Origin of the sequence: Streptomyces sirii (assembly GCF_045690365.1) — a bacterium.
Lineage (GTDB): Bacteria > Actinomycetota > Actinomycetes > Streptomycetales > Streptomycetaceae > Streptomyces > Streptomyces sirii.
Genome location: NZ_CP147982.1, coordinates 469,969 through 488,399, shown reverse-complemented (window position 1 = coordinate 488,399; position 18,431 = coordinate 469,969). Strand labels below are relative to the sequence as shown.

Genomic DNA, 18,431 nt, shown 5'->3' with positions numbered 1-18,431 from the left:
TCATTCCCCCAGGTCGAGAGTGAGTTTGGTGACGGCGAACGCCTCGGCGTAGCGCGCGTGGCATTCGATGCCGCGGATCCGGGCCAGCCCGAGGAAGGCCTCCCGGTCGTACCAGGGGCGGTGCCGCTGCGAGGGATAGTGCTCCTGCAGCAGCCGCACCTTCCGCTCGGCGATCTCCGGCGACAGCGGCTGGTACGCCGACGGACGGCCGAGATCGCCGTCCCATTTGACGATCTCGTAGCCGAGCACGAGGTGGTCGCGGAACGCGGTCGTCATCAGCTTCGCCAGGCCGCGGTGATCCTGGTGCGCGTCATCGGTACGCGGGGCCAGGATCAGATCGGGCTCGGTCTGCCCGCGCAGTTCCTCGACCGCGGCCTTGGCCTCGTCCCAGTGCACGGGCATCCGCCCGTCCGGCAGCTTGAGCACGGTCAGCCGCAGGTCGGCGTCCGGGCAGAAGGCGGCGAGCGCGGCCCGCTCCTCCTGCTCGCGTTCGCTGCCGCCCCCGGAGAGCACCAGCGCGTCGACGCGGAGACCCGGCCGCGTGAGGCACAGCGTCAGCAGCGTGCCGCCGGCGCCGATGGCGATGTCGTCGCAGTGCGCGCCCACCGCGACGATCCGGTCCAGGCGCCCGGCCCCGAGCCGGATCACGCGCTCGCTCCGGCGCAGTCCCTGCCGCCGGTCGCGCTCGCCCCCGCGCCGTCCCGTTCCCACACGGCCCACGGGCGGTCGCCCCGGGCGTAGGCGGCGTCGAGCGCGGCCCGCTCCTTCACGGTGTCGGTCGGCTTCCAGAAGCCGCGGTGCTGGTGCGCCACCAACCGGCCGCGCTTGGCGAGTTGGGCGCATCCGTCGGCGACCAGGTCCCCGTTCTCCGGGATGTGGTCGAAGACCTCCTGGCGGAGCACGAAGTAGCCGCCGTTCTCCCACAGCGGCAGTTCGCTCACCGCGGTGATGCCCCCCACCAGGCCGTCCTCGCCCAGGTCCACGCAGTGGAACGAGGACTGCGGCGGCACCACCATCATCGACGCACCGGCGTCGCGCCTGGCGAAGGAGTCGATCATCTGTGGCAGCGGGGCGTCGGTGAGCACGTCGGCGTAGTTGGCGAGGAACATCTCGTCGCCGTCCAGATGGTGCCGCACCCGCCGCAGCCGCTCCCCGATCGGCGACTCGACACCGGTCTGTGCGAACGTGATCGTCCAGTCGGAGATGTCGGTGGACAGCAGCTCGGTCCGCCCGCCCCGCAGCACGAAGTCGTTGGACGTCGTCTCCTCGTAGTTGAGGAAGAAGTTCTTGATGTGGTGCGCCCCGTAGCCGAGGCACAGGATGAACTCCGTGTGCCCGAAGTGCGCGTAGTAGCGCATGACATGCCAGATCAGCGGCCGCGGACCGACCATCGCCATCGGCTTGGGCACGTCGTCGGAGGATCCGCTGCGCATCCGCATCCCGTAACCGCCGCAGAACAGTACGACCTTCACGACGTGACCTCGACAATGCTCAGTTCCGGGATGGGGAAGACCAGGCGGCCGCCCCAGTCGTGCACGAAGGACAGCTGCTCGACCAGCTCGGCCCGCAGGTTCCACGGGAGGACCAGGACGTAGTCCGGTTTGTCGGCGGCTATCTGCTCGGGCGGCAGGATCGGGATCCGGGTGCCCGGGGTGAACCTGCCGTGTTTGTAGGGGTTGCGGTCGACCGTGTACGCGAGCAGGTCGGGCCGGATCCCGCAATGGTTGAGCAGGGTGTTGCCCTTGCCGGGGGCGCCGTAGCCGACCACCGTCTCGCCTTGCTCGGCCGCCTCGATGAGGAACTTGAGGAGGTCCCGGCGGACCTTGGCCACCCGGGCGGAGAACTCGGTGTATCCGGACAGCTCCTGCAGCCCGGCGGCCTTCTCCCGGGCCAGCACGTCGGTCACCCGCTGGGTCGGCTCGCCGGCCACCTCCGTCGGCCGGGCCCACAGCCGGATGGAGCCGCCGTGCGTGGGCAGCAACTCGACGTCCACGAGCGCGAGTCCGCCGCTCGCGAGGGCCCGGATCGCGGCGGCGACCGTGTAGTACTGGAAGTGCTCGTGGTAGATCGTGTCGTACTGGTTGTCCTCGATCAGGGTCAGCAGGTGCTGCACCTCGATGGAGACCCAGCCGTCGTCGGCGACCAGGGCGCGCAGCCCCCGGGTGAACCCGACCACGTCGGGGATGTGCGCGTACACGTTGTTGGCCACGACCAGGTCCGCCGGGCCGTGCTCGGCGCGGACGGCCGAGCCGGTGTCGGGGGACAGGAACTCCGTGAGCGTGGGCACACCCGCGTCCCGCGCCGCGGCGCCGACGTTCACCGACGGCTCGATGCCGAGGCAGCGGATCCCCCGGTCCGCGACGTGCTTCAGCAGGTACCCGTCGTTGCTCGCGACCTCGACCACGAAGGCGTCGTCGCCGAGACCGAGCCGCGCTGCGGCATCGGCGACGAACGTGCGCGCGTGCTCCACCCAGGAGGTCGAGAAGGAGGAGAAGTACGCGTACTCGCTGAACGTCTCCTCCGGCGTGATCAGCGGAGGTATCTGCGCGAGCCAGCAGTCGGTGCAGACCCGCAGGTGCAGCGGGTACGCCGGTTCCGGCTTGTCCAGTTGGTCCGCGGCGAGAAAGCTCTCACATGGTGGCGTCGCCCCGAGGTCGACGACGCTCGCCATCGCTTCCGAGCCGCAGAGTCGGCATCGTGTCATCTACTGTCCCCATCCCCCTGTTCGCGCGGGTGTCCCCACCGCGAGCCAGTGTTTCCATCCCCTACCGGCGGCGGGCTGTCCCCGCCGCCGGACCGACCCGCGATCGCGGTGCGGTACCCCTCCACCAGGCGCTCAAGGCCGACGGCCGGGCTGAATCCCTGCTCGTAACGGCGTCGGGCCGCCTGGCCCATCTCTTGGTTGCGGTCCTGCTCGGCCGCGATCCGGCGCACGCAGGACGCGAGCGAGGCTGCCTCGCCCGGCCGGTGCAGCAGCCCGGTCACCCCGTCCTCGACGAGTTCGACGAAGGCGCCGTGACCGGCGGCGACGGCCGGGACCCCCGCCGCCATCGCCTCCACGACCACCAGGCCGAACGCCTCCAGCCACGTCGAAGGAGCCACCACGGCGACCGACCGCGCGACGGCCTGTCGGCACTGAGCCGGGTCCAACAGGCCGACGTACCGCACGTCGTCCCGGCCCGCCGCCCAGGCGGTCACCTCTCGCTCCAGCGGCCCCGCGCCGGCGATCACGAGCGGCACGCCCACACCGCCGCTCGCTGCGATCTCGTCCCACGCGGCCATGAGCAGCCGCACACCCTTGGCCTCGGCGAGCCGGCCGAGATAGAGCAGATGCTCGCCGGCGCCCTCTCGGCAGGCGCCCGGGTCGGGCACGAAGTTGTGCTTCACCACCAGCCGCTCGGCCGGCATGCCGGCCCGCACCAGGACGTCGCGCTGCGCCGCGGAGATGCAGAAGAACCGCGTAACGCCGGACCACCACCGCCGCCGGTTGACCGACAGGCTGACCGCGAGCGGCACCGTCGCAAGCCGGGAGCTGCGGTAGCAGCCGTGCCGGACGGCGGGCAGCGGCGCCGCCCCGACGCACTCGGTGCACGGCCGGCCGTCCCGTTGCAGCGTGCCGGGCGGGCAGACCTGGGTGTAGTTGTGCAGCGTGGCGACGGCGGGCACGCCGGCGTCGGCGCAGGCGGCCAGCACCGCGGGGGAGAGGAGCGGGAAGACGTTGTGGATGTGCACCACGTCCGGCCGCTCGGTGCGCAGCCGGGCGGCGAGCTCCGAGCGGACCGCCGGGTTCCACGGCACCAGCAGCGGCACCGCGACCTTGCCCGGCAGGGACCGGGCGGCGATGTCGTCGCTGCGCCGCTCGAACAGCTCGACCCGGTGGCCGGCCGCGCGCAGCAGCCCCACCTCCTGGTCGACGACCTTGTTCTCCCCGCTCGGCTGCGCCGAGGAGTAGCGGTTGTGCACCACGAGGACGTGCATGCTCAGGTCACCTCCCGATCCCGGGCCCAGCGCGGGATACGTCGTCGGGGAACTTCGGGCGTCGGGAGGGGCGCGACCGCGGCAGGTGCCGCCAGCAGCGAGGCGGCCAGTGCCAGATGCAGCAGATACGGCGAGGCGTCGCCCAGCCCTGCCTCGGTGTACGACGCGATCGCGCAGTAGCTGATCAAGAAGATCGCGCAGGCCCTCGGCAGCGACGGTGGCCGCAGCAACGCGACGCCGCCCAGCACGATGATGATCGCCGCCACGATGGCGATGCCGACCAGACCCTGCTCGTGGTAAACGGCCAGCCAGCTGTTGTCTATCGGCAGCCCGCCGAACGACTTGTCGCCCAGGCCCACGCCGAACAGCTGCTCCGAGGTCGACCGGGGGGCTGCCAGCAGGGCGTCCCAGACCTTGGCCCGACCGGTGAGGCTGGACAAGTACTCCTGGCTCTGTCCGCGCAGGAACCACGCCTGTAGCGCGGAGCCGAACCCCACCGTGGCCACGGCGGCGCACAGCACCGCCCAGGCGAAGAACCGGCGGGCGGCGCCGCTGGTCAGGACGAGCGAGCCGAGCGCCAACGCCAGCCCGATGAACAGGCCGAGCGTGGCCGTCCGGGTATGGGTCAACACGAGCAGGACGAGTGACGGCACGATGACCACCGCCGCGCCGGCCCTGTCGGTCCGGCGGCCCAGTACGAGCAGCACGGTGAGCCCGATGATCACCGCGGCGTACTGGCCGATCTGCGGCGGGGTGAGCGGCCACAACGCGCCGACCAGCCGACCGCCGTAGAGCTCGGGCAGGGCCGCGCCCGGTGAGATGACCGCGCCGGCGGCCACCGACCCGAGCACCGCGAAGTACATCCGGATGTGGTGCCGGACGAACGTCAGGCCGCCGTCCCACCATCGGCTGAGCAGCCACAGCGTCCCGACGAACAGAGCCAGCCGGGCGCAGCGGAACAGCGCGCCGAACCCGGACTCCAGGTGCGCGCTGGAGATCACGCTCGGCACCAGCAGCAGGGTGAGCAAGAAGACAAAGGCGGTGGCTCGGATGTGCAGCCGGAGATTGACTGCGAGCGCCAGCGCGAACGCGGCGGCCAGCGCGCCCATGGTGACCAACTGGATGAGGGAGCGGGGCAGCGGGATGATGGTCACCGCCCCGGCGGAGCCGAGCGTGTTGAGGATCAGCAACCCCCAGACGATCCCGACGATCCTCGGTGTGCCGGCAGGGCGCGGTTCGGCGCCGAGCGGCATGCCCGCCGTATCCGGTCCGCCCGCCGGCCCACCGCGCCTCAGGTCGCCGCCCACCTCAACCACCGGTCCGCGGGTCGAAGGTGCTGCCCGCGTCCTGTTGGTACGGCATGCCCTGCCACTGCCCGGAGTCGAGTATCCGGCTCGGGTCGTGGGCGACGAATTTCCATGGTCCGAGGTAGACGTTGTCGTGCCAGCGGTTGTGCTGCTTGCGGGTGATCGCCTCGGCCACCCGCTCACCCTGGTACGGCGACCAGTCCGGATAGGTGCCGTAGTTGGCCAGCATCGCCATGCGGTCGCACTTCACCGTGCAGTCGACGACGGACCTGTCCAGCACGAAGCGGTTGCCGTGGATGTCCACCCGCTGGGTCTTCCACCGGCAGTCGGCGTAGAGCGGTGCGTGGGCGATCGCCGGTCGCGCGCAACGGTCGGGGCGCCGCGCCAGCAATGTGCAGTCACCGGACGAGGTGTTGGCCGGGCTGTTGCAGAACCGGTCGGCGTTTTCCCACAGGGTGATCCCGTTCCAGTTGTTCTCCAGCACGTTCCGGTAGATCTCGATCTTGTCCGTGCGGGCTCGGATCCGTGGTTCGCCGCCGGACTCGGACAGGTAGACGGTCGCGAGCGGGAAGCTGTCGTCGCGGTCGGCGTACCTGCGGCCCTCGACCCAGTTGTTCCGCCGGATCGTGTTGTTCCGGATGACCGCGTTGTAGCTGGTCTCGTAGATCAGCGCGGCACCGTCGTTGGCCTCGAGCACGTTGTCCTCGATGCGGAAGTCGTTGTTGTTGGTGTCCGCCCACAACCCCGATCCGCGGTTGTCGTGCACCCAGTTGCCGCGTACGTCGGCGCCGTTGACGGCCCAGAACTTGACGCCTCCCGTGCAGCCGCAGCCCGGCTTGCGCCGCTCCCAGTCGTCGGTGTTGTTGCCCACGATCTCGTTGCCCTCGACCACCAGGCCGCGGATGGGGTCGCCGGCCTTGTACGCGTTCATTCCGTACTCTCCGTTGCCGCGCAGGCAGCTGGCGCGGACCCGCTGGTGGGCACCGGCCATCAGCCCGGCGCCGGAGTTGTGCTGGATCGTCGCGTGCTCGATCACCCACCCGTCGGCCGAGTCATGGTTGACCACGCCCTCGTTCTGCGGCGCGACGAACCCCTGCACGGTCAGGTAGCGGATGGTGACGTTGCGGGCGGTACCACCGAACGCGTACTGGTTGGTCTTCCGGCCGTCGAGCACCGCGCCGGGCGCGCCGAGATAGCGGTTCCCCTGCTTGGGGATGACCTGGGAGTAGCGATCCCGCTCAAGCCTGTGCTTGCCCGGTCGAAGCCAGAACGTGGTGCTCGGAGGGTTGCTCCGGGTCTTCGCAACCAGGTCGCCGACCACCGCGGGGTCGACCGTCACCGCGCCCGCCGGCGCCTTGGCCGGCCCGGCCGCGGGCTTGGCGCACACCCGGGCCCGGGCCACGGACGTGGAGGGCGCAACGGTCGGCTCCGCCGCCGGGGCGCCCGGCGTGCTCACACAGCCGGTCGCCAGCAGGGCCAGCGGTGCCATCGGTAACGCCCAGTGCCGCCTCTTGATCACCACGCGTCCTCCCTAGCCGCGGAACCTGAGTACGGTGGTGAACCCCTCCGCGCCGTCGGCGAAGCCGGTGCCGACCAGCGTGGTGGTGGGTTCCTTGCGCCCGAAGCCGGCGGAGTACCAGCCCAGCGGCGGGTCGCTCTCGCCGCGATGCGCCCGCCAGCTCAGCTGCCCGGGCAGGTCGAGCACCGCGGAGCGGGCCTCGCCGTCCCGGGTCCAGGTGAGCACCGCCCGGTTCCCCACCAGGTCCGCGGCGATCGCCGGGCCGAGGTGGAACGCCAGGTGCACCTTCGCTCGGTGCGGGCCGTGGACCTCGTCGACCACCCTCAACTCCCGGCTCGCGGCCGTCAGTTCCACCCGGCGGCGATGCACGGAGCGCTGGTAACCGTCGTGCTCGGCGCACCAGCGGGCCGTCCCCCCGTCGGAGGCGACGGATGTGTCCACGGCCAGGACGCGGCTGCGGGCATGCCGGGTCCACAGGAACGGGCCGCCGGAGACGGACTGGTCACCGCCGTCCAGCTGCAGGGTGTTGTGGCCGAGGGTCGAGCGGAAGTACTGCCGCCACTCGGGCTGCCCGTGGTAGCAGAACGTCCCCGGGTCGGCGAGCACGTCGACCCCGTCGTGCCGGACCTCCACGGACAGCGCGTCCGCGTGGGCATGCGCGGCGATGGACAGGAAGCCATGCGGACCGCCGTCGCAGCGGCACCAGATCTCTGCCGTCTCTTCCGGACCGCGCAGGATGGTCATGCCCGCGTCGGCGAAGTGGGCCGGTCGGCTTGCCGGGCGGGTCACGGCCGGTGCGGTGCTGTCCTTCGAGTACGGCCGGATGAGCGCGGCCAGCAGCGGGGTGCGCACATCGGTGCCGGTCACCGCCGGCCACCAGGCGAGCCGGCCGAACACGGCGTCCCCGGTGGCCAGCAGCGAGGCCCAGCGGTCGGTGCCCGCGCCGTCCACGACCAGACCGTGCCCGTCGTCCGCGTCCCCCTGGCGCGGGGGCCGTAGCCGGCTGTCCACGATGGCCGCGAGCACGTCGGTCATCCGCAGCAGCACCAGCCGGACGGACGCCGGGACCGGCACGCCGGCGGCATCCGCCTCGGCCACCGCGGCCAGGCCGAGTTCCAGCACCAGTCCGTGATACTCGGTGGCCAGCTCGCGGTTGAGGCCGGAGGCGAAGGTGTTGCCCCGCAGATGCCGCTCCAGCGACCGCAGCGCGTCGGCTCGCCAACGCGCCGAGGCGGGGAACCACCCGAACGCGCAGGCCGCTGCGAACTGCCCGGCGGCCTCTGCGATGACGTGGTTGTTCGCCGAGGACCCCCGGCTGGGGAAGGCGGCCAGCCAGCGCTGGTGATGCCAGATCTGGTTCAGCGCCACCGGATTGTCCTCGAACAGCCCGGCCGCGCCCGGCCAGTCGTCGAGCAACCGGCGGATCCACACCCAGGACAGCAGCCGGATCCCCAGCTCGATGCCGCTGGTCCAGTGCACTCCGCGCAGTGGCGCGTTGGCCGCCCACCACGACCGCAGGTGCTCGGCCACGCGCTCGGCGTACCGCTCGTCCCCGGTGATCGCGTAGGCGGCGGCGAGCACGGTGAGGTACTGATGCCGGGACAGCTCCCAGATCTGCTTGATGTCCCCGACCGCGTCCTCGTTCCGGTACGGCACGTCGAAGGCGTAACCCCACGGAGCCCGGCGCCCGGTCTTCGGGTCGTACCACCAGTCCGGGGCGGCCAGGTCGTCGCGGTCCACCCCGAAGAACTCGGCGTACCCGGCCATCAGCCGGTCCGCCTCGGCGATGAGACGTTTCGCGGCGTCCGGTGGCACCGCGGCGATCGTCCCGGCGGGCAGGACCGCGGTGAACCGGGCGCCGGTCACGCTCGGGCAGTCCGGCCGCGCCGACCGCCACCGCCGTCTGCGCACCGCGTCGCCCACCCGGCCCGCGACCTCCTGCGGTCCCATCCGGGACAGCCGCCGCAGGTACCAGCCCGGACTCCCCGAGCTCACAGTCATCGCGTCCTCGCCAACGTCACCGGCGCGCCGCCGGCCAGCCCGGCCTGCACGGCGAGGGTGGCCGCCGTGGTGGCGGCCAGCGACTCCAGCGGCACCGGCATCGGCCCGCCGGTCCGCACGGCCTTGATGAACGCGGCCAGTTCGGCGTTCTGGCCCTTGTCCCGGGCCTTGGGCAGCCGCGAACTGACCCACCGCTTACGGCCGTAGACCGAGGCACGGACGAAGTCGTCGAGCCGTAGCACCTTGCCGTCCGCGACCAGGTCCAGCGTCTCCTTGGGGAAGCCGGGCGAGCCGGTGGTGACGTAGCTGATGGTGGCCGTGGACCCGTCCGGGTAGCGCAGCACGACCTGGAGGTCCTCGTTGCCGGACGTGGCGGTCGCGTACACCGAGACCGGGTCGGCCTGGAGCAGCCAGCTCGCCGTGTCGATGAAGTGCCCGCCCTCGCCGGCGAACCGCGAGCCCTCGGTGCCCTGTTGGAGATACCAGCTGCCGTGCTGAAGTCGGCCCGCGTTGACCAGGTAGCGGAGGCTCGCCGGACCGGTCCGGTCGCCGAACCGCTTCCTCGCCTCCTGCAGCAGCGGCGCGAAGCGGCGGTTGAAGCCCACCTGGAGCCGGTCGTTGCCGGACTCCTCCACCGCCGCGAGCACGCCCGCCAGGTCGTCCTCGGTGAGGGCCAGGGGCTTCTCCACGAACACCGCCTTGCCGGCCAGCAGTGCCCGTCGGGTCAGTTCGGCGTGCGAGCTGTGCCGGGTGACCACGAACACCGCGTCGATGGACTTGTCGCCGAGCACGGCGTCGAGGTCGGTGGTCGCCTCGGCGAAGCCGAACTTCCGCTGCGCGTTGGCCGCGGACAGCGCCGTCGTGGTGACGACCGTCGACAACTCGACGCCGTCGCGCTGTGCCAGGTGCGGCAGCAGCATCGACGTCGCGTAGTTTCCCGCGCCGACGAACGCGAGGCGCACCGGCGAATTGGCCGACCGGGCAGGGGCGGACGCCTGGCCGCCGCGTCGCACCGCGGGAACCGCCACCTCCGGAGCCTGCGCCTCCCCCTTCTGTTCGGGGTACCGGAACAGCACGGCCACGGCCTTCAGGTCGCCGTCCTTCAGGCGCTGGTACGTCTCGACGGCGTCATCGAAGTCGGCGATGTGCGAGACCAGCGGCTCCACGTCGACGCGGCCGCGGGCGAGGAGATCGAGGAAGCAGGCCAGGTTGCGGCGCTCGGTCCAGCGCACATAGCCGATCGGGTAGTCGCGCCCCTCCAGCTCGTACTCCGGGTCGTAGCGCCCGGGGCCGTATGAGCGGGAGAACCGGACGTCGAGCTCCTTCTCGTAGTACGCGTTCCAGGGCAGGTCCAGGCGGCACTTGCCGATGTCGACGACCCGGCCGCGGTCCCGGCAGAGCCGGGCGGCCAGCTCGACGGGTTGGTTGCTGCCGCCGCCGGCCGCCAGGTACACCTGGTCCACGCCGTGCCCGTCGGTGAGTTCGGCGACGGCGGCTTCGACGGCCGCGGACTCGGGATCGCCGCAGGCCGCGGCGCCCAGCCGCTCGGCCAGCTCGCAGCGCGCCGGGTCGGGGTCGACGCCGACGACGCGGACTCCCGAGGCCGTGAGGAGCTGCACCACCAGCTGCCCGATCAGACCGAGACCGATGACCAGTGCCACTTCGCCGAGCTGTGGCTCGCCCTGGCGGACGCCCTGCATCGCGATCGACCCGACGGTGCCGAAGGCCGCGTGCCGCGGCGCCAGGCCGTCCGGCACCGGGGTGTAGAGGTTCTTCGGCACCCAGTTCAGCTCGGCGTGCAAGGCGTGCTCGTTGCCGGCGCAGGACACGAGGTCGCCGACCTTCACATCGTCGATCCCGGTGCCGACCTGCTCGACCACCCCGCACAGCGAGTAGCCCAGCGGTGTGTAGGAGTCCAGCTTGCCCATCACCTTGCGGTAGGTGGCGGGCACCCCGTTGGTGGCCACGCTCTGCATGACCTTGGCCACCTGGTCCGGCCGGGAGCGGGCCTTGCCCAGCATCGACATGCCGGCCTCGGACACCTTCATCAATTCGGTCCCGGTGGATATCAGCGAGTAGGCGCTGCGGACCAGCACACCGCCCGGCTTGCACCCCGGCACCGGCACGTCGAGCACCGCCAGCTCGCCGCTCTTGTAGTTCTGCACAACCTGTCTCACCCGAGCTCCTCTTGTTTCCACGCCGTCAAGCCGCCCGGCTCTGGCCGGAGCCAGAGGTCGCGCCGCGATACCAGTACTCGAGGGTCAGCACATGCCACAGATGTTTGGAGAAGTCCCGCTGCCCGGCGGCGTCCTCGGCGACCATGCGCGCCAGCGCCTCGCGGCGCAGGAGCCCGGAACGGACGAGCACGCCGTCGTTCACCACCTCGCGCACCAGCGGAGCCAGATCCCGGCTCATCCAGGCGCGCAGCGGTGCGCTGAACAGGCCCTTGGGCCGGTAGACGATCTCCCTGGGCAGGATCGAGGTGGCCGCCTCCTTGAGGACGGCCTTGCCCTGCCGTCCGACGATCTTGCGATCGCCGGGCACGGCGAACGCCGCCTTGACCACCTCGACGTCCACGTACGGCACCCGCACCTCGGTCGACGCGGCCATGCTCGACCGGTCCGTGTACGTGAGGTTCAGGCCCGGCAGGAACATCCGGGCGTCGCTCAGGCACATGCGGTTGACGAAGTCGTCGAGGTCGTTGTCCTGGTAGACGTCCGCATGCTCGGTCAGCACGTCCTCGACCGTCCCGGCCAGGTCCGGATCGACCAGGGCTAGCAGCTCGTCCTGGTCGTACATGGTGTAGCTGCGCCGGAACGCGGTCTCCTCCGGCAGATCGGCGAAGGAGAGGAACCGCTTCGCGAAGCGCACCGACCGGTACCCCCGGCGGGCCGAGGCGACCGGCAGCCGGTCCACGGCCCTGGACACCCCGCGCCGCAGGAGCCGCGGGACGCGCTGGTAGCGCAGCGCGATCAGGTTGGCCAGGTGCTTGCGGTATCCGGCGAAGAGCTCGTCGGCACCCATCCCCGAGAGCATCACCTTGACCCCGGCCTCCCGGGCGGCCGAGCAGATCAGGAACGTGTTGATCGCGGCGGGGTCGCCGATCGGCTCGTCCAGGTGGTACGTCATCTGCGGCAGCAGGTCGAGCACGTTCGGAGCGATCTCGATCTCGTGCAGGTCGACGCCGAACCGCTCGGCCACCTGCCGGGCATAGCGCAGGTCGTCCGGCATCGCCTCGAACTTGGCGTCCTCGGCGCGGAACCCGATCGTGTAGGCGGAGATCCCGGGCTGGTGGCGGGCCGCCAGTGCGGTCAGGTAGCTGGAGTCGAGACCGCCGGAGAGGAAGGTCGCCACGGGTACGTCGGAGAGCAGGTGCTGCCGAGTCGACTCCTCGACGATGGCGGCCAGGTCCGGCAGCTCGCCGGCCCGGGCCCGCTCCCGGCCCTCGGCGGCGACGTCCTTGAGGTTCCAGAACCGGCCGCGCTCCACCCGGCCGTCGGGTCGGCACCGCAGCCAGCTCCCCGGTGGCAGTTTCTCCGCCTCGCGGAACGCGCAGCGTGAGTCCGGCACCCAGTAGTACAGCAGTGAGGACACCAGCGCCGCATGGTCCACCTCCAGCCTGCCGCCGGTCGCGGCGGCGAGTGCCTTCAGCTCGGAGGCGAACACCAGGCCCTCCCCGCGCCGGAGCAGGAACAGCGGCTTGATGCCCAACTGGTCGCGGGCCAGGACCAGTTCACCGGTTCGCTCGTTGAAGATGCCGAACGCGAACATGCCGCGCAGTCGGGGCAGACAGTCCGTGCCCCAGCGCCGCCAGGCCTCCAGCAGCACCTCGGTGTCGGAGGTACCGCGAAAGCGCACCCCGGCGGCTGCCAACTCGGCACGCAGCTCGGGCGCGTTGTACAGCTCGCCGTTGTACGTCAGGGCGAGGCCGCCCGAGACCATCGGCTGGGCGCCGGTCCCGGACAGGTCGATGATGGCCAGCCGGCGGTGCCCGAGGTGCACGTCGCCGTCACCGGCGGGGTGGCTGTACCGGCCCGCTCCGTCCGGACCGCGGTGGGCGAGGGTATCGGTGAGCCGGTCGGTCACGACCTTCCCGTCCGGCCATCGGTAAGTACCTGCGATGCCACACATGTCCTACCGCGCCTCCTGGTTGCTGTCCGGGACCCGGGCCGCCCAGATCGGCGGCCGCTCCGTCCCCCGCCGGCCCGTCCCGTTCTGGCGGGCCTGCCGCTCGTTCTGGCCGCGCAGCGCGGTGTGCGGCCCGTCCCACAGCGTGCCGTCGGTCCGGTCACGCGGATCGGGGTCGATCAGCACCACACCGATCACCGGAATGCGCTGGTCCGCGAGCTGCCGCGCCACGGTGTGCAGCCATGCGGCACTGCCGTGCCCGGCACGCACGACGAGCACGGTCTGCGTACCGAGGTACTGGAGGTCGGTCCACGCCGCGCCGGGCGCGACCGAGCCGACGCCGATCCGGCGCGTGTGAGGAGGCACGTCCGCGGCACGCTCGCCGCTGACCACGGTCGGGTCTCCCGGCTTCGGGCGGCGGTTGGCGAGCTGCAGGCCGGGCAGGCCGTCGATGATGACCGCCGGCTCCTCCGCCGCCAGTGCCCCGGCGAGGTCCAGGGCGATCACGCTCGTGCTGCGCGCACACCCCAGTTCCAGCAGCGACACCGGTTCCGCGGAGCTGCGCACGGTGCGGGCCAGGGACGCGGTGAGCCGTGTCCGTGCCGCCCGGATCCGTCGGCGCTGCCACAGCCTGGCCGATCGGCGGGGCAGCTCCGCGATGACCGAGGCGCCGAGGTTCGCCGCGATGTCCCGGCGCAGCACGGGGCGGTCCGCCACCACCGTGCCGATCGCGGCCACCGCGAGCCCGAGGACGAGCCCGAGGACCGACCCGATCGCGGCGTTGGTGGCAGCGGCCTTGGGCAGGGAGTGCCGCACCGCGCGCGGGGCGTCCACGATCTGCGTGCCGGCGATGAGCTGGGGCGTGCCGATGCGCGCCTCCTTGGCGCGCTGGTCGAAATCGGTGATCCGCGAGGTGAGCTCGGCCCGGCGGGCGAAGAGCGCCTCGAGGCTCGCCGACGCTTTCGGGTCGCTGTCCGGCGATCGGTTTCCTATCGCCTTGTTGACCTGGGCGAGTTCGTCCCGCATGCGGTCACGCTGGTCGAGCAGGGACTTGGCCTCGGCGTTCGCGGCTTCCCGTATGCGCCTCACATGGTCCGCGACGAACGCTTCGGCCAGCGCCTTGGCGCGGGCCACCGCTTCCGTGTCGCTGTCACCGGTCACAGTGATCTGCAGCACGTTGTTGGTCAAGCCGATGCCCCCGTAGTCCTGCATGAAGTCCTCTGGTTTGTCAGGGGACTTGAGGGACTGCAGGGCCTTGCCGGCGATCCGCGTGGTCCCCAGCAGCTCGACGTCGGTGCGGATCAGGGTTCCGGGGTCGTTCGGCTGGTCCTCCTGATGCGCGACCAGCACCTTGGTCACCGCGGTCGGCGGCTGCGGCAGCAGGACCGCCACCGCCGCGCCGACGAGCAGCCCCAGCAGCGCCACGGAGCACCAGAAGAGGCGCCGCCTCCGCACCGCCACCACCAGCGCCTGCAGGTCCAGCAGGGGAGCGGCGGCCGACGACTCCGAAGTCGTACTCGTCGTCACGCCGAACCGCCCCTCGCGTCGTCGCCGACCGCGAAAGCCGGCGCGGCGTGCTGCGGGGGATGGCCGGCAGCCCGCGTCGGACGGGCCCGGACCGTGCCGGCGAGCACGATGCCGACGACCTCGTGCTTGGCGTCCGCACACGCCTCGGCGATGCCGGCGAGCTCCCCTGCGGTCCAGCTGCCCGCGCTGAGCACGACCAGGGCGCCGGACTCGTTGTCGCGGTCCGGCACCATCGGCCGTTCCACCGAAACCCCCACCACCCGCAGCATGGGGTATCCCCTGCTCGAAGAGCTCGGGGAAGGATCGCTCTCGGCCTCGGCGGCGAGCTGCCCGGCGGCCCGGCGGGCGATCTCGTCGCCGTCCGGGACGACGACCAGCAGCCGCCGGGGGACCGGCAGTTGGTCCCGGAGGCGGGCGCACACCCGCCGGTAGCGGAGCTGCCTGCCGGCCTCGTCGCCGGATGTCTGCGGGGTGGGTGTGTCCCACCGGGTGTCGAGGCCCAGCCGCCGGCGGATCCGGGCCTGCGGGCCACGGCCTTCCGGCCGGTGCGCGGCTCGTTCACCAGGTACCTCGACGGTACCCAGCAGTGCCGAGCCCAGCGCCGCGGCGATCTCCGGTTCGGTGCGCAGTCGGCGACTCATCCGTGCGGCGGTGAGATGGCCGATGACCGTGAGCAGGAAGAACAGCAGCGCCCCGGCGACGATGAGCTGCATCCTCGTCGGCGGGGCCTCGCCGGCCGGCCGGGCCGCCGGCCCCATGACGACCATGTTGGCCTTGTTGGCCGCCGGGTCGGCCTCGTCCAGCTTCTTCATGGCCTCCTGCAGCGCGGTGCGCAGCTTCTCGAGCTCGGTGCGGGCCTGCACGCCCTCCACGGTCCGCCCCGGATCGGCCGCATCGGCCAGCTCGGTGATGCGGCGGCCGGCCTGCTCCACCTTCTGCCGCAGTGCCTCGGGCCGGACCGCCGCTTCGGGGTCGGTGCTGTCGCCTGCGATCCGCGCGGCGAAGGTGACGAACTGCTGGGCCACTTGGTCGGAGAGCCGCCCTGCGCGCTCCGGGGTGTCGGCCGTACCCGAGATCTTGATGATGTTCCCGTCGGCGGCCTTGGCGCTCACTCGATCCCGCAGCTCGCTGCCGCCGACGCCGGTCCAGCCGAGCGTGGCGGCCGCGCGGTCGACCACTGCCGAACTGGCCGCGATCTCCGCCTGAGTCAGCAGTTCGCGCTCTCCCCACTGCCCCGCCAGCAGTACCGATGTCGACGTCGTGTAACTCGGCGGGAACAGCAGAGAGGCGCCGAAGCCGACGAGCGCGCCCACCACGGTGACGATGACGAGAAGCCGCCAGCGCCGACGGAAAATCCGCCCGATCGTGACCAGGCGTATCGTGTCATCGCTCAACGGCGCGGCCTCTTCCCAGCCCGGTACGGGTCGCCCGCCGACACCGGAGTGTGGCCACGGCAGGCAGCGGCGTAGGCGGCGAGCAGCGACGCTTGCGAATTCCGCCAGGACAGCGGCCCGCCGATCCGCTCCTGGCCGATCTTGCCCATCCGGGCCCGCATCTCCGGATCGTCCAGCAGCAGCGCGATGAGCCCGGCGAACTCGGCCTCGTCGTTGGCGGGCGCGTAGACGGCGGCGTCACCGGCGGAGACTCGCGCCTCCTTCAGGTCGAACGAGACGATCGGCCGGCCCATCACCATGTACTCCAGGACCTTGTTCATGGTCGACACGTCGTTGAGCGGATTGCGCGGGTCGGGGGAGAGGCACACGTCCGCGGTGGACAGGTAGCGCACCAGGTCGGCGTCCGGAATGCGCCCGGTGAACTGCACCTGCTCCGAGAGCCCGAGCCGCCGGGACAGCTCCACCATCGCGTCGAAGGCGTCGCCGGCGCCGACGAACACCGCATGCCAGTCGGTCCGCCCGAGCTCGTCACGCAGCTTCGCGAGGGCCCGCAAGGCGTAGTCGACGCCGTCCTGTGGGCCCATGACGCCGAGGTAGCACAGCAGATGAGGCTTGCCACGCTTCAACTCCGGCTCGGGCGGCACCGGGTGGAACCGCTCGATGTCGGGCGCGCTGCGCACCACGAAGACGTCCGCCGGCCGCCGACCGCCACGGCGCACCGCGACGTCCCGGTAGCTCTCGTTCGTGGCGAGCACGACGTCCGCGGCCCGGTAGGTCCGCCGTTCCAGCGCGCACACGGCGCGGTAGAGCAGATCCTCGCCGCGGTCGAACCGGGAGAGGTACAGCTCGGGTACCAGGTCGTGCTGATCGAAGACGAACCGCGCGCCGCGCCGCTTCAGCCACAGTGCAGGCAGGAACAGCAGGTCGGGCGGGTTGCAGGCGTGGACCACGTCGACCGGTCCGACCTTGCGGGCCAGACGGAGCGTATGCCACAACGCCGATCCGTACTCCCGCAGGTAGCCGGCCGGCCCTCCGGTGGCCGCGCGCAACGGGTAGCGGTGGATCCGCACCCCGTCGATCACCGCCTCCGGCTCAGTGTCCCGCTTGCTCCCCCGGGGACAGATGACGTGCACCGTCCATCCCGCGTCGCGCAGCGTCGTGCACTCCTGCCACACCCGCCGGTCGAACGGCACGGACAGGTTCTCCACCAGAATCAGCGCGCGCCGGCCCGAGCCGTCACCGCTGGTTGCGTTACCAAGCAAGTCCCATGTACCCCGGTTCGGCCCGGCGCGCCTCGGCGTCGGGAAGGCGGATGAGGTCGACAATCACCGGGCCGTCGCCATGGGGAAGCGCCGACAGCACGGCCGGATCCTTGGTTCCGACCAGGCACACCTCGGCGTGCTCTAGCACCTCGTCGACGGAATCGGCGAGCAGCTGCGCGAGGTGCGGCAGCCGGGTCTCGATGTACTCGCGGTTCGCGCCGATCAGCCGGGAGAGGCTCACGTTGGCGTCGTGGATCCGCAGGTCGTAACCCTTGCCGAAGAGCCTCTCCGCCAGCTCGACGAGCGGGCTCTCGCGGAGGTCGTCGGTGCCGGGTTTGAAGGACAACCCGAACAGGCCCACCCGACGCTTGCCGGTGCGCTCGACCAGCTCCACCGCGCGCTGCAGATGGTCGGAGTTGGAGGGCAGCACGTGGGCGAGGATGGGGACCGAGACATCGGCCCGCCGCGCCGCGTGGACCAGGCTGCGCAGGTCCTTGGGCAGGCAGGAGCCACCGAAGGCGAAGCCGGGCCGCAGGTAGGCGGGGCTGATGTTCAGCTTGCGGTCGGCCAGGAACACGTCGATCACCTGGTGCGAGTCCACCCCGAGCGCCTGGCACACCGCTCCCAGCTCGTTCGCGAAGCCGATCTTGAGGCCGTGGAACGCGTTGTCCGCGTACTTGATCGCCTCGGCCGTCGGGACCGGCACCCGGAACACCTCGCCGGGCAAGCCGTCGTACAGCGCCGCCACCACGTCGCCGCTCGCCGGGTCGAGCTCGCCGATGACGGTCTTGGGCGGGTCGAAGAAGTCCCGCACGCTCGTGCCCTCGCGCAGGAACTCCGGGTTGACCGCGACCCCGACGTCCACCCCGGCCGTGCCGCCGACGTTCTTCTCCAGGATCGGCACGAGCAGGTTCAGGCAGGTGCCCGGGAGCATGGTGCTGCGGAACACGACCGTGTGCCGGCCCCCCTGCTTGGCCCCCTCGGCCAGCGCGGCGCCGATCTGCTCGGTGACCCGCTCCAAGTACGTGGTGCACAGGCTGCCGTTGGGCTCCGACGGTGTGCCCACGCAGACCAGCGACACCTCGCTGTCCATGACCGCCTCGCGGACGTCGCGGGTGGCGCGTAACGCTCCGGTCCGCACGACCTCGGCGGTGAGCTCGCCGATCCGCTCCTCGACCACCGGGGCCTTGCCGTCGTTGACCAGGTCGACCTTCACCTGGTTCACGTCCACCCCGATGACCTCGTGACCCATGCTGGCCAGGCACGCGGCCGACACACAGCCCACGTAGCCGAGCCCGAAAACGCTGACTCTCAT

13 protein-coding genes are annotated in these 18,431 nt (G+C 71.6%); all 13 read right to left on the bottom strand.

The features are described 5' to 3' along the window. Genes WAB15_RS02280 through WAB15_RS02220 form a run of 13 tightly spaced genes read right to left on the bottom strand, consistent with a single transcriptional unit; the run spans position 1 to position 18,431 of the window. Entirely contained in the window at positions 1-648 is a 648-nt protein-coding gene (locus WAB15_RS02280) for a PIG-L deacetylase family protein (protein ID WP_399148013.1), read from the bottom strand. Beyond that, positions 645-1,472, bottom strand: coding sequence for a glucose-1-phosphate cytidylyltransferase (locus WAB15_RS02275; RefSeq protein WP_407285097.1), 828 nt, complete (start codon positions 1,470-1,472; stop codon positions 645-647). Before WAB15_RS02275 ends, WAB15_RS02280 begins: the two co-directional genes overlap by 4 nt. Beyond that, positions 1,469-2,704 carry a class I SAM-dependent methyltransferase gene (locus tag WAB15_RS02270; RefSeq protein ID WP_407285096.1) on the bottom strand — a complete coding sequence of 412 codons (1,236 nt, stop codon included), beginning with the start codon at positions 2,702-2,704 and terminating at the stop codon, positions 1,469-1,471. Before WAB15_RS02270 ends, WAB15_RS02275 begins: the two co-directional genes overlap by 4 nt. Continuing rightward, complete coding sequence (locus tag WAB15_RS02265; protein WP_407285095.1) at positions 2,701-3,978, bottom strand: glycosyltransferase; 1,278 nt, start codon at positions 3,976-3,978, stop codon at positions 2,701-2,703. Before WAB15_RS02265 ends, WAB15_RS02270 begins: the two co-directional genes overlap by 4 nt. 2 nt (positions 3,979-3,980) lie before the next feature. Beyond that, a complete protein-coding gene (locus WAB15_RS02260; RefSeq protein ID WP_407285094.1) occupies positions 3,981-5,231 on the bottom strand; it encodes an O-antigen ligase domain-containing protein in 1,251 nt (416 codons plus the stop codon). Between the two features lie 55 nt (positions 5,232-5,286). Continuing rightward, positions 5,287-6,807, bottom strand: a complete 1,521-nt coding sequence (locus WAB15_RS02255; protein WP_407285093.1) for a right-handed parallel beta-helix repeat-containing protein — start codon at positions 6,805-6,807, stop codon at positions 5,287-5,289. 9 nt (positions 6,808-6,816) lie between these two features. After that, entirely contained in the window at positions 6,817-8,805 is a 1,989-nt protein-coding gene (locus WAB15_RS02250; RefSeq protein ID WP_407285092.1) for an alginate lyase family protein, read from the bottom strand. Continuing rightward, positions 8,802-10,982 carry a bi-domain-containing oxidoreductase gene (locus WAB15_RS02245; RefSeq protein ID WP_407285091.1) on the bottom strand — a complete coding sequence of 727 codons (2,181 nt, stop codon included), beginning with the start codon at positions 10,980-10,982 and terminating at the stop codon, positions 8,802-8,804. Before WAB15_RS02245 ends, WAB15_RS02250 begins: the two co-directional genes overlap by 4 nt. Before the next feature lie 25 nt (positions 10,983-11,007). Then, positions 11,008-12,936 (bottom strand): asparagine synthase (glutamine-hydrolyzing), encoded by a 1,929-nt coding sequence (gene asnB / locus WAB15_RS02240; protein ID WP_407285090.1) that lies wholly within the window; start codon positions 12,934-12,936, stop codon positions 11,008-11,010. A 3-nt stretch (positions 12,937-12,939) separates the two neighbouring features. After that, positions 12,940-14,460, bottom strand: coding sequence for a Wzz/FepE/Etk N-terminal domain-containing protein (locus tag WAB15_RS02235; protein WP_407285089.1), 1,521 nt, complete (start codon positions 14,458-14,460; stop codon positions 12,940-12,942). Then, on the bottom strand, positions 14,457-15,854 hold the full coding sequence (locus tag WAB15_RS02230) for a Wzz/FepE/Etk N-terminal domain-containing protein (protein WP_407285088.1): 1,398 nt from the start codon (positions 15,852-15,854) through the stop codon (positions 14,457-14,459). The genes WAB15_RS02235 and WAB15_RS02230 overlap by 4 nt, the downstream gene beginning before the upstream one ends. Further along, on the bottom strand, positions 15,851-17,116 hold the full coding sequence (locus tag WAB15_RS02225) for a glycosyltransferase family 4 protein (protein ID WP_407285087.1): 1,266 nt from the start codon (positions 17,114-17,116) through the stop codon (positions 15,851-15,853). Before WAB15_RS02225 ends, WAB15_RS02230 begins: the two co-directional genes overlap by 4 nt. After that, the gene (locus WAB15_RS02220; protein ID WP_407285086.1) at positions 17,106-18,431 is read right to left on the bottom strand and encodes a nucleotide sugar dehydrogenase; all 1,326 of its coding nucleotides are present in this window, start codon (positions 18,429-18,431) and stop codon (positions 17,106-17,108) included. Before WAB15_RS02220 ends, WAB15_RS02225 begins: the two co-directional genes overlap by 11 nt.

What these genes read in the sequence shown, in the direction of transcription:
- WAB15_RS02270 (WP_407285096.1), bottom strand. Translation starts at nt 2,704, where the DNA reads ATGACACGATGCCGACTCTGCGGCTCGGAAGCGATGGCGAGCGTCGTC.
- WAB15_RS02265 (WP_407285095.1), bottom strand. Translation starts at nt 3,978, where the DNA reads ATGCACGTCCTCGTGGTGCACAACCGCTACTCCTCGGCGCAGCCGAGC.
- WAB15_RS02260 (WP_407285094.1), bottom strand. Translation starts at nt 5,231, where the DNA reads ATGCCGCTCGGCGCCGAACCGCGCCCTGCCGGCACACCGAGGATCGTC.
- WAB15_RS02250 (WP_407285092.1), bottom strand. Translation starts at nt 8,805, where the DNA reads ATGACTGTGAGCTCGGGGAGTCCGGGCTGGTACCTGCGGCGGCTGTCC.
- asnB (WP_407285090.1), bottom strand. Translation starts at nt 12,936, where the DNA reads ATGTGTGGCATCGCAGGTACTTACCGATGGCCGGACGGGAAGGTCGTG.
- WAB15_RS02220 (WP_407285086.1), bottom strand. Translation starts at nt 18,431, where the DNA reads ATGAGAGTCAGCGTTTTCGGGCTCGGCTACGTGGGCTGTGTGTCGGCC.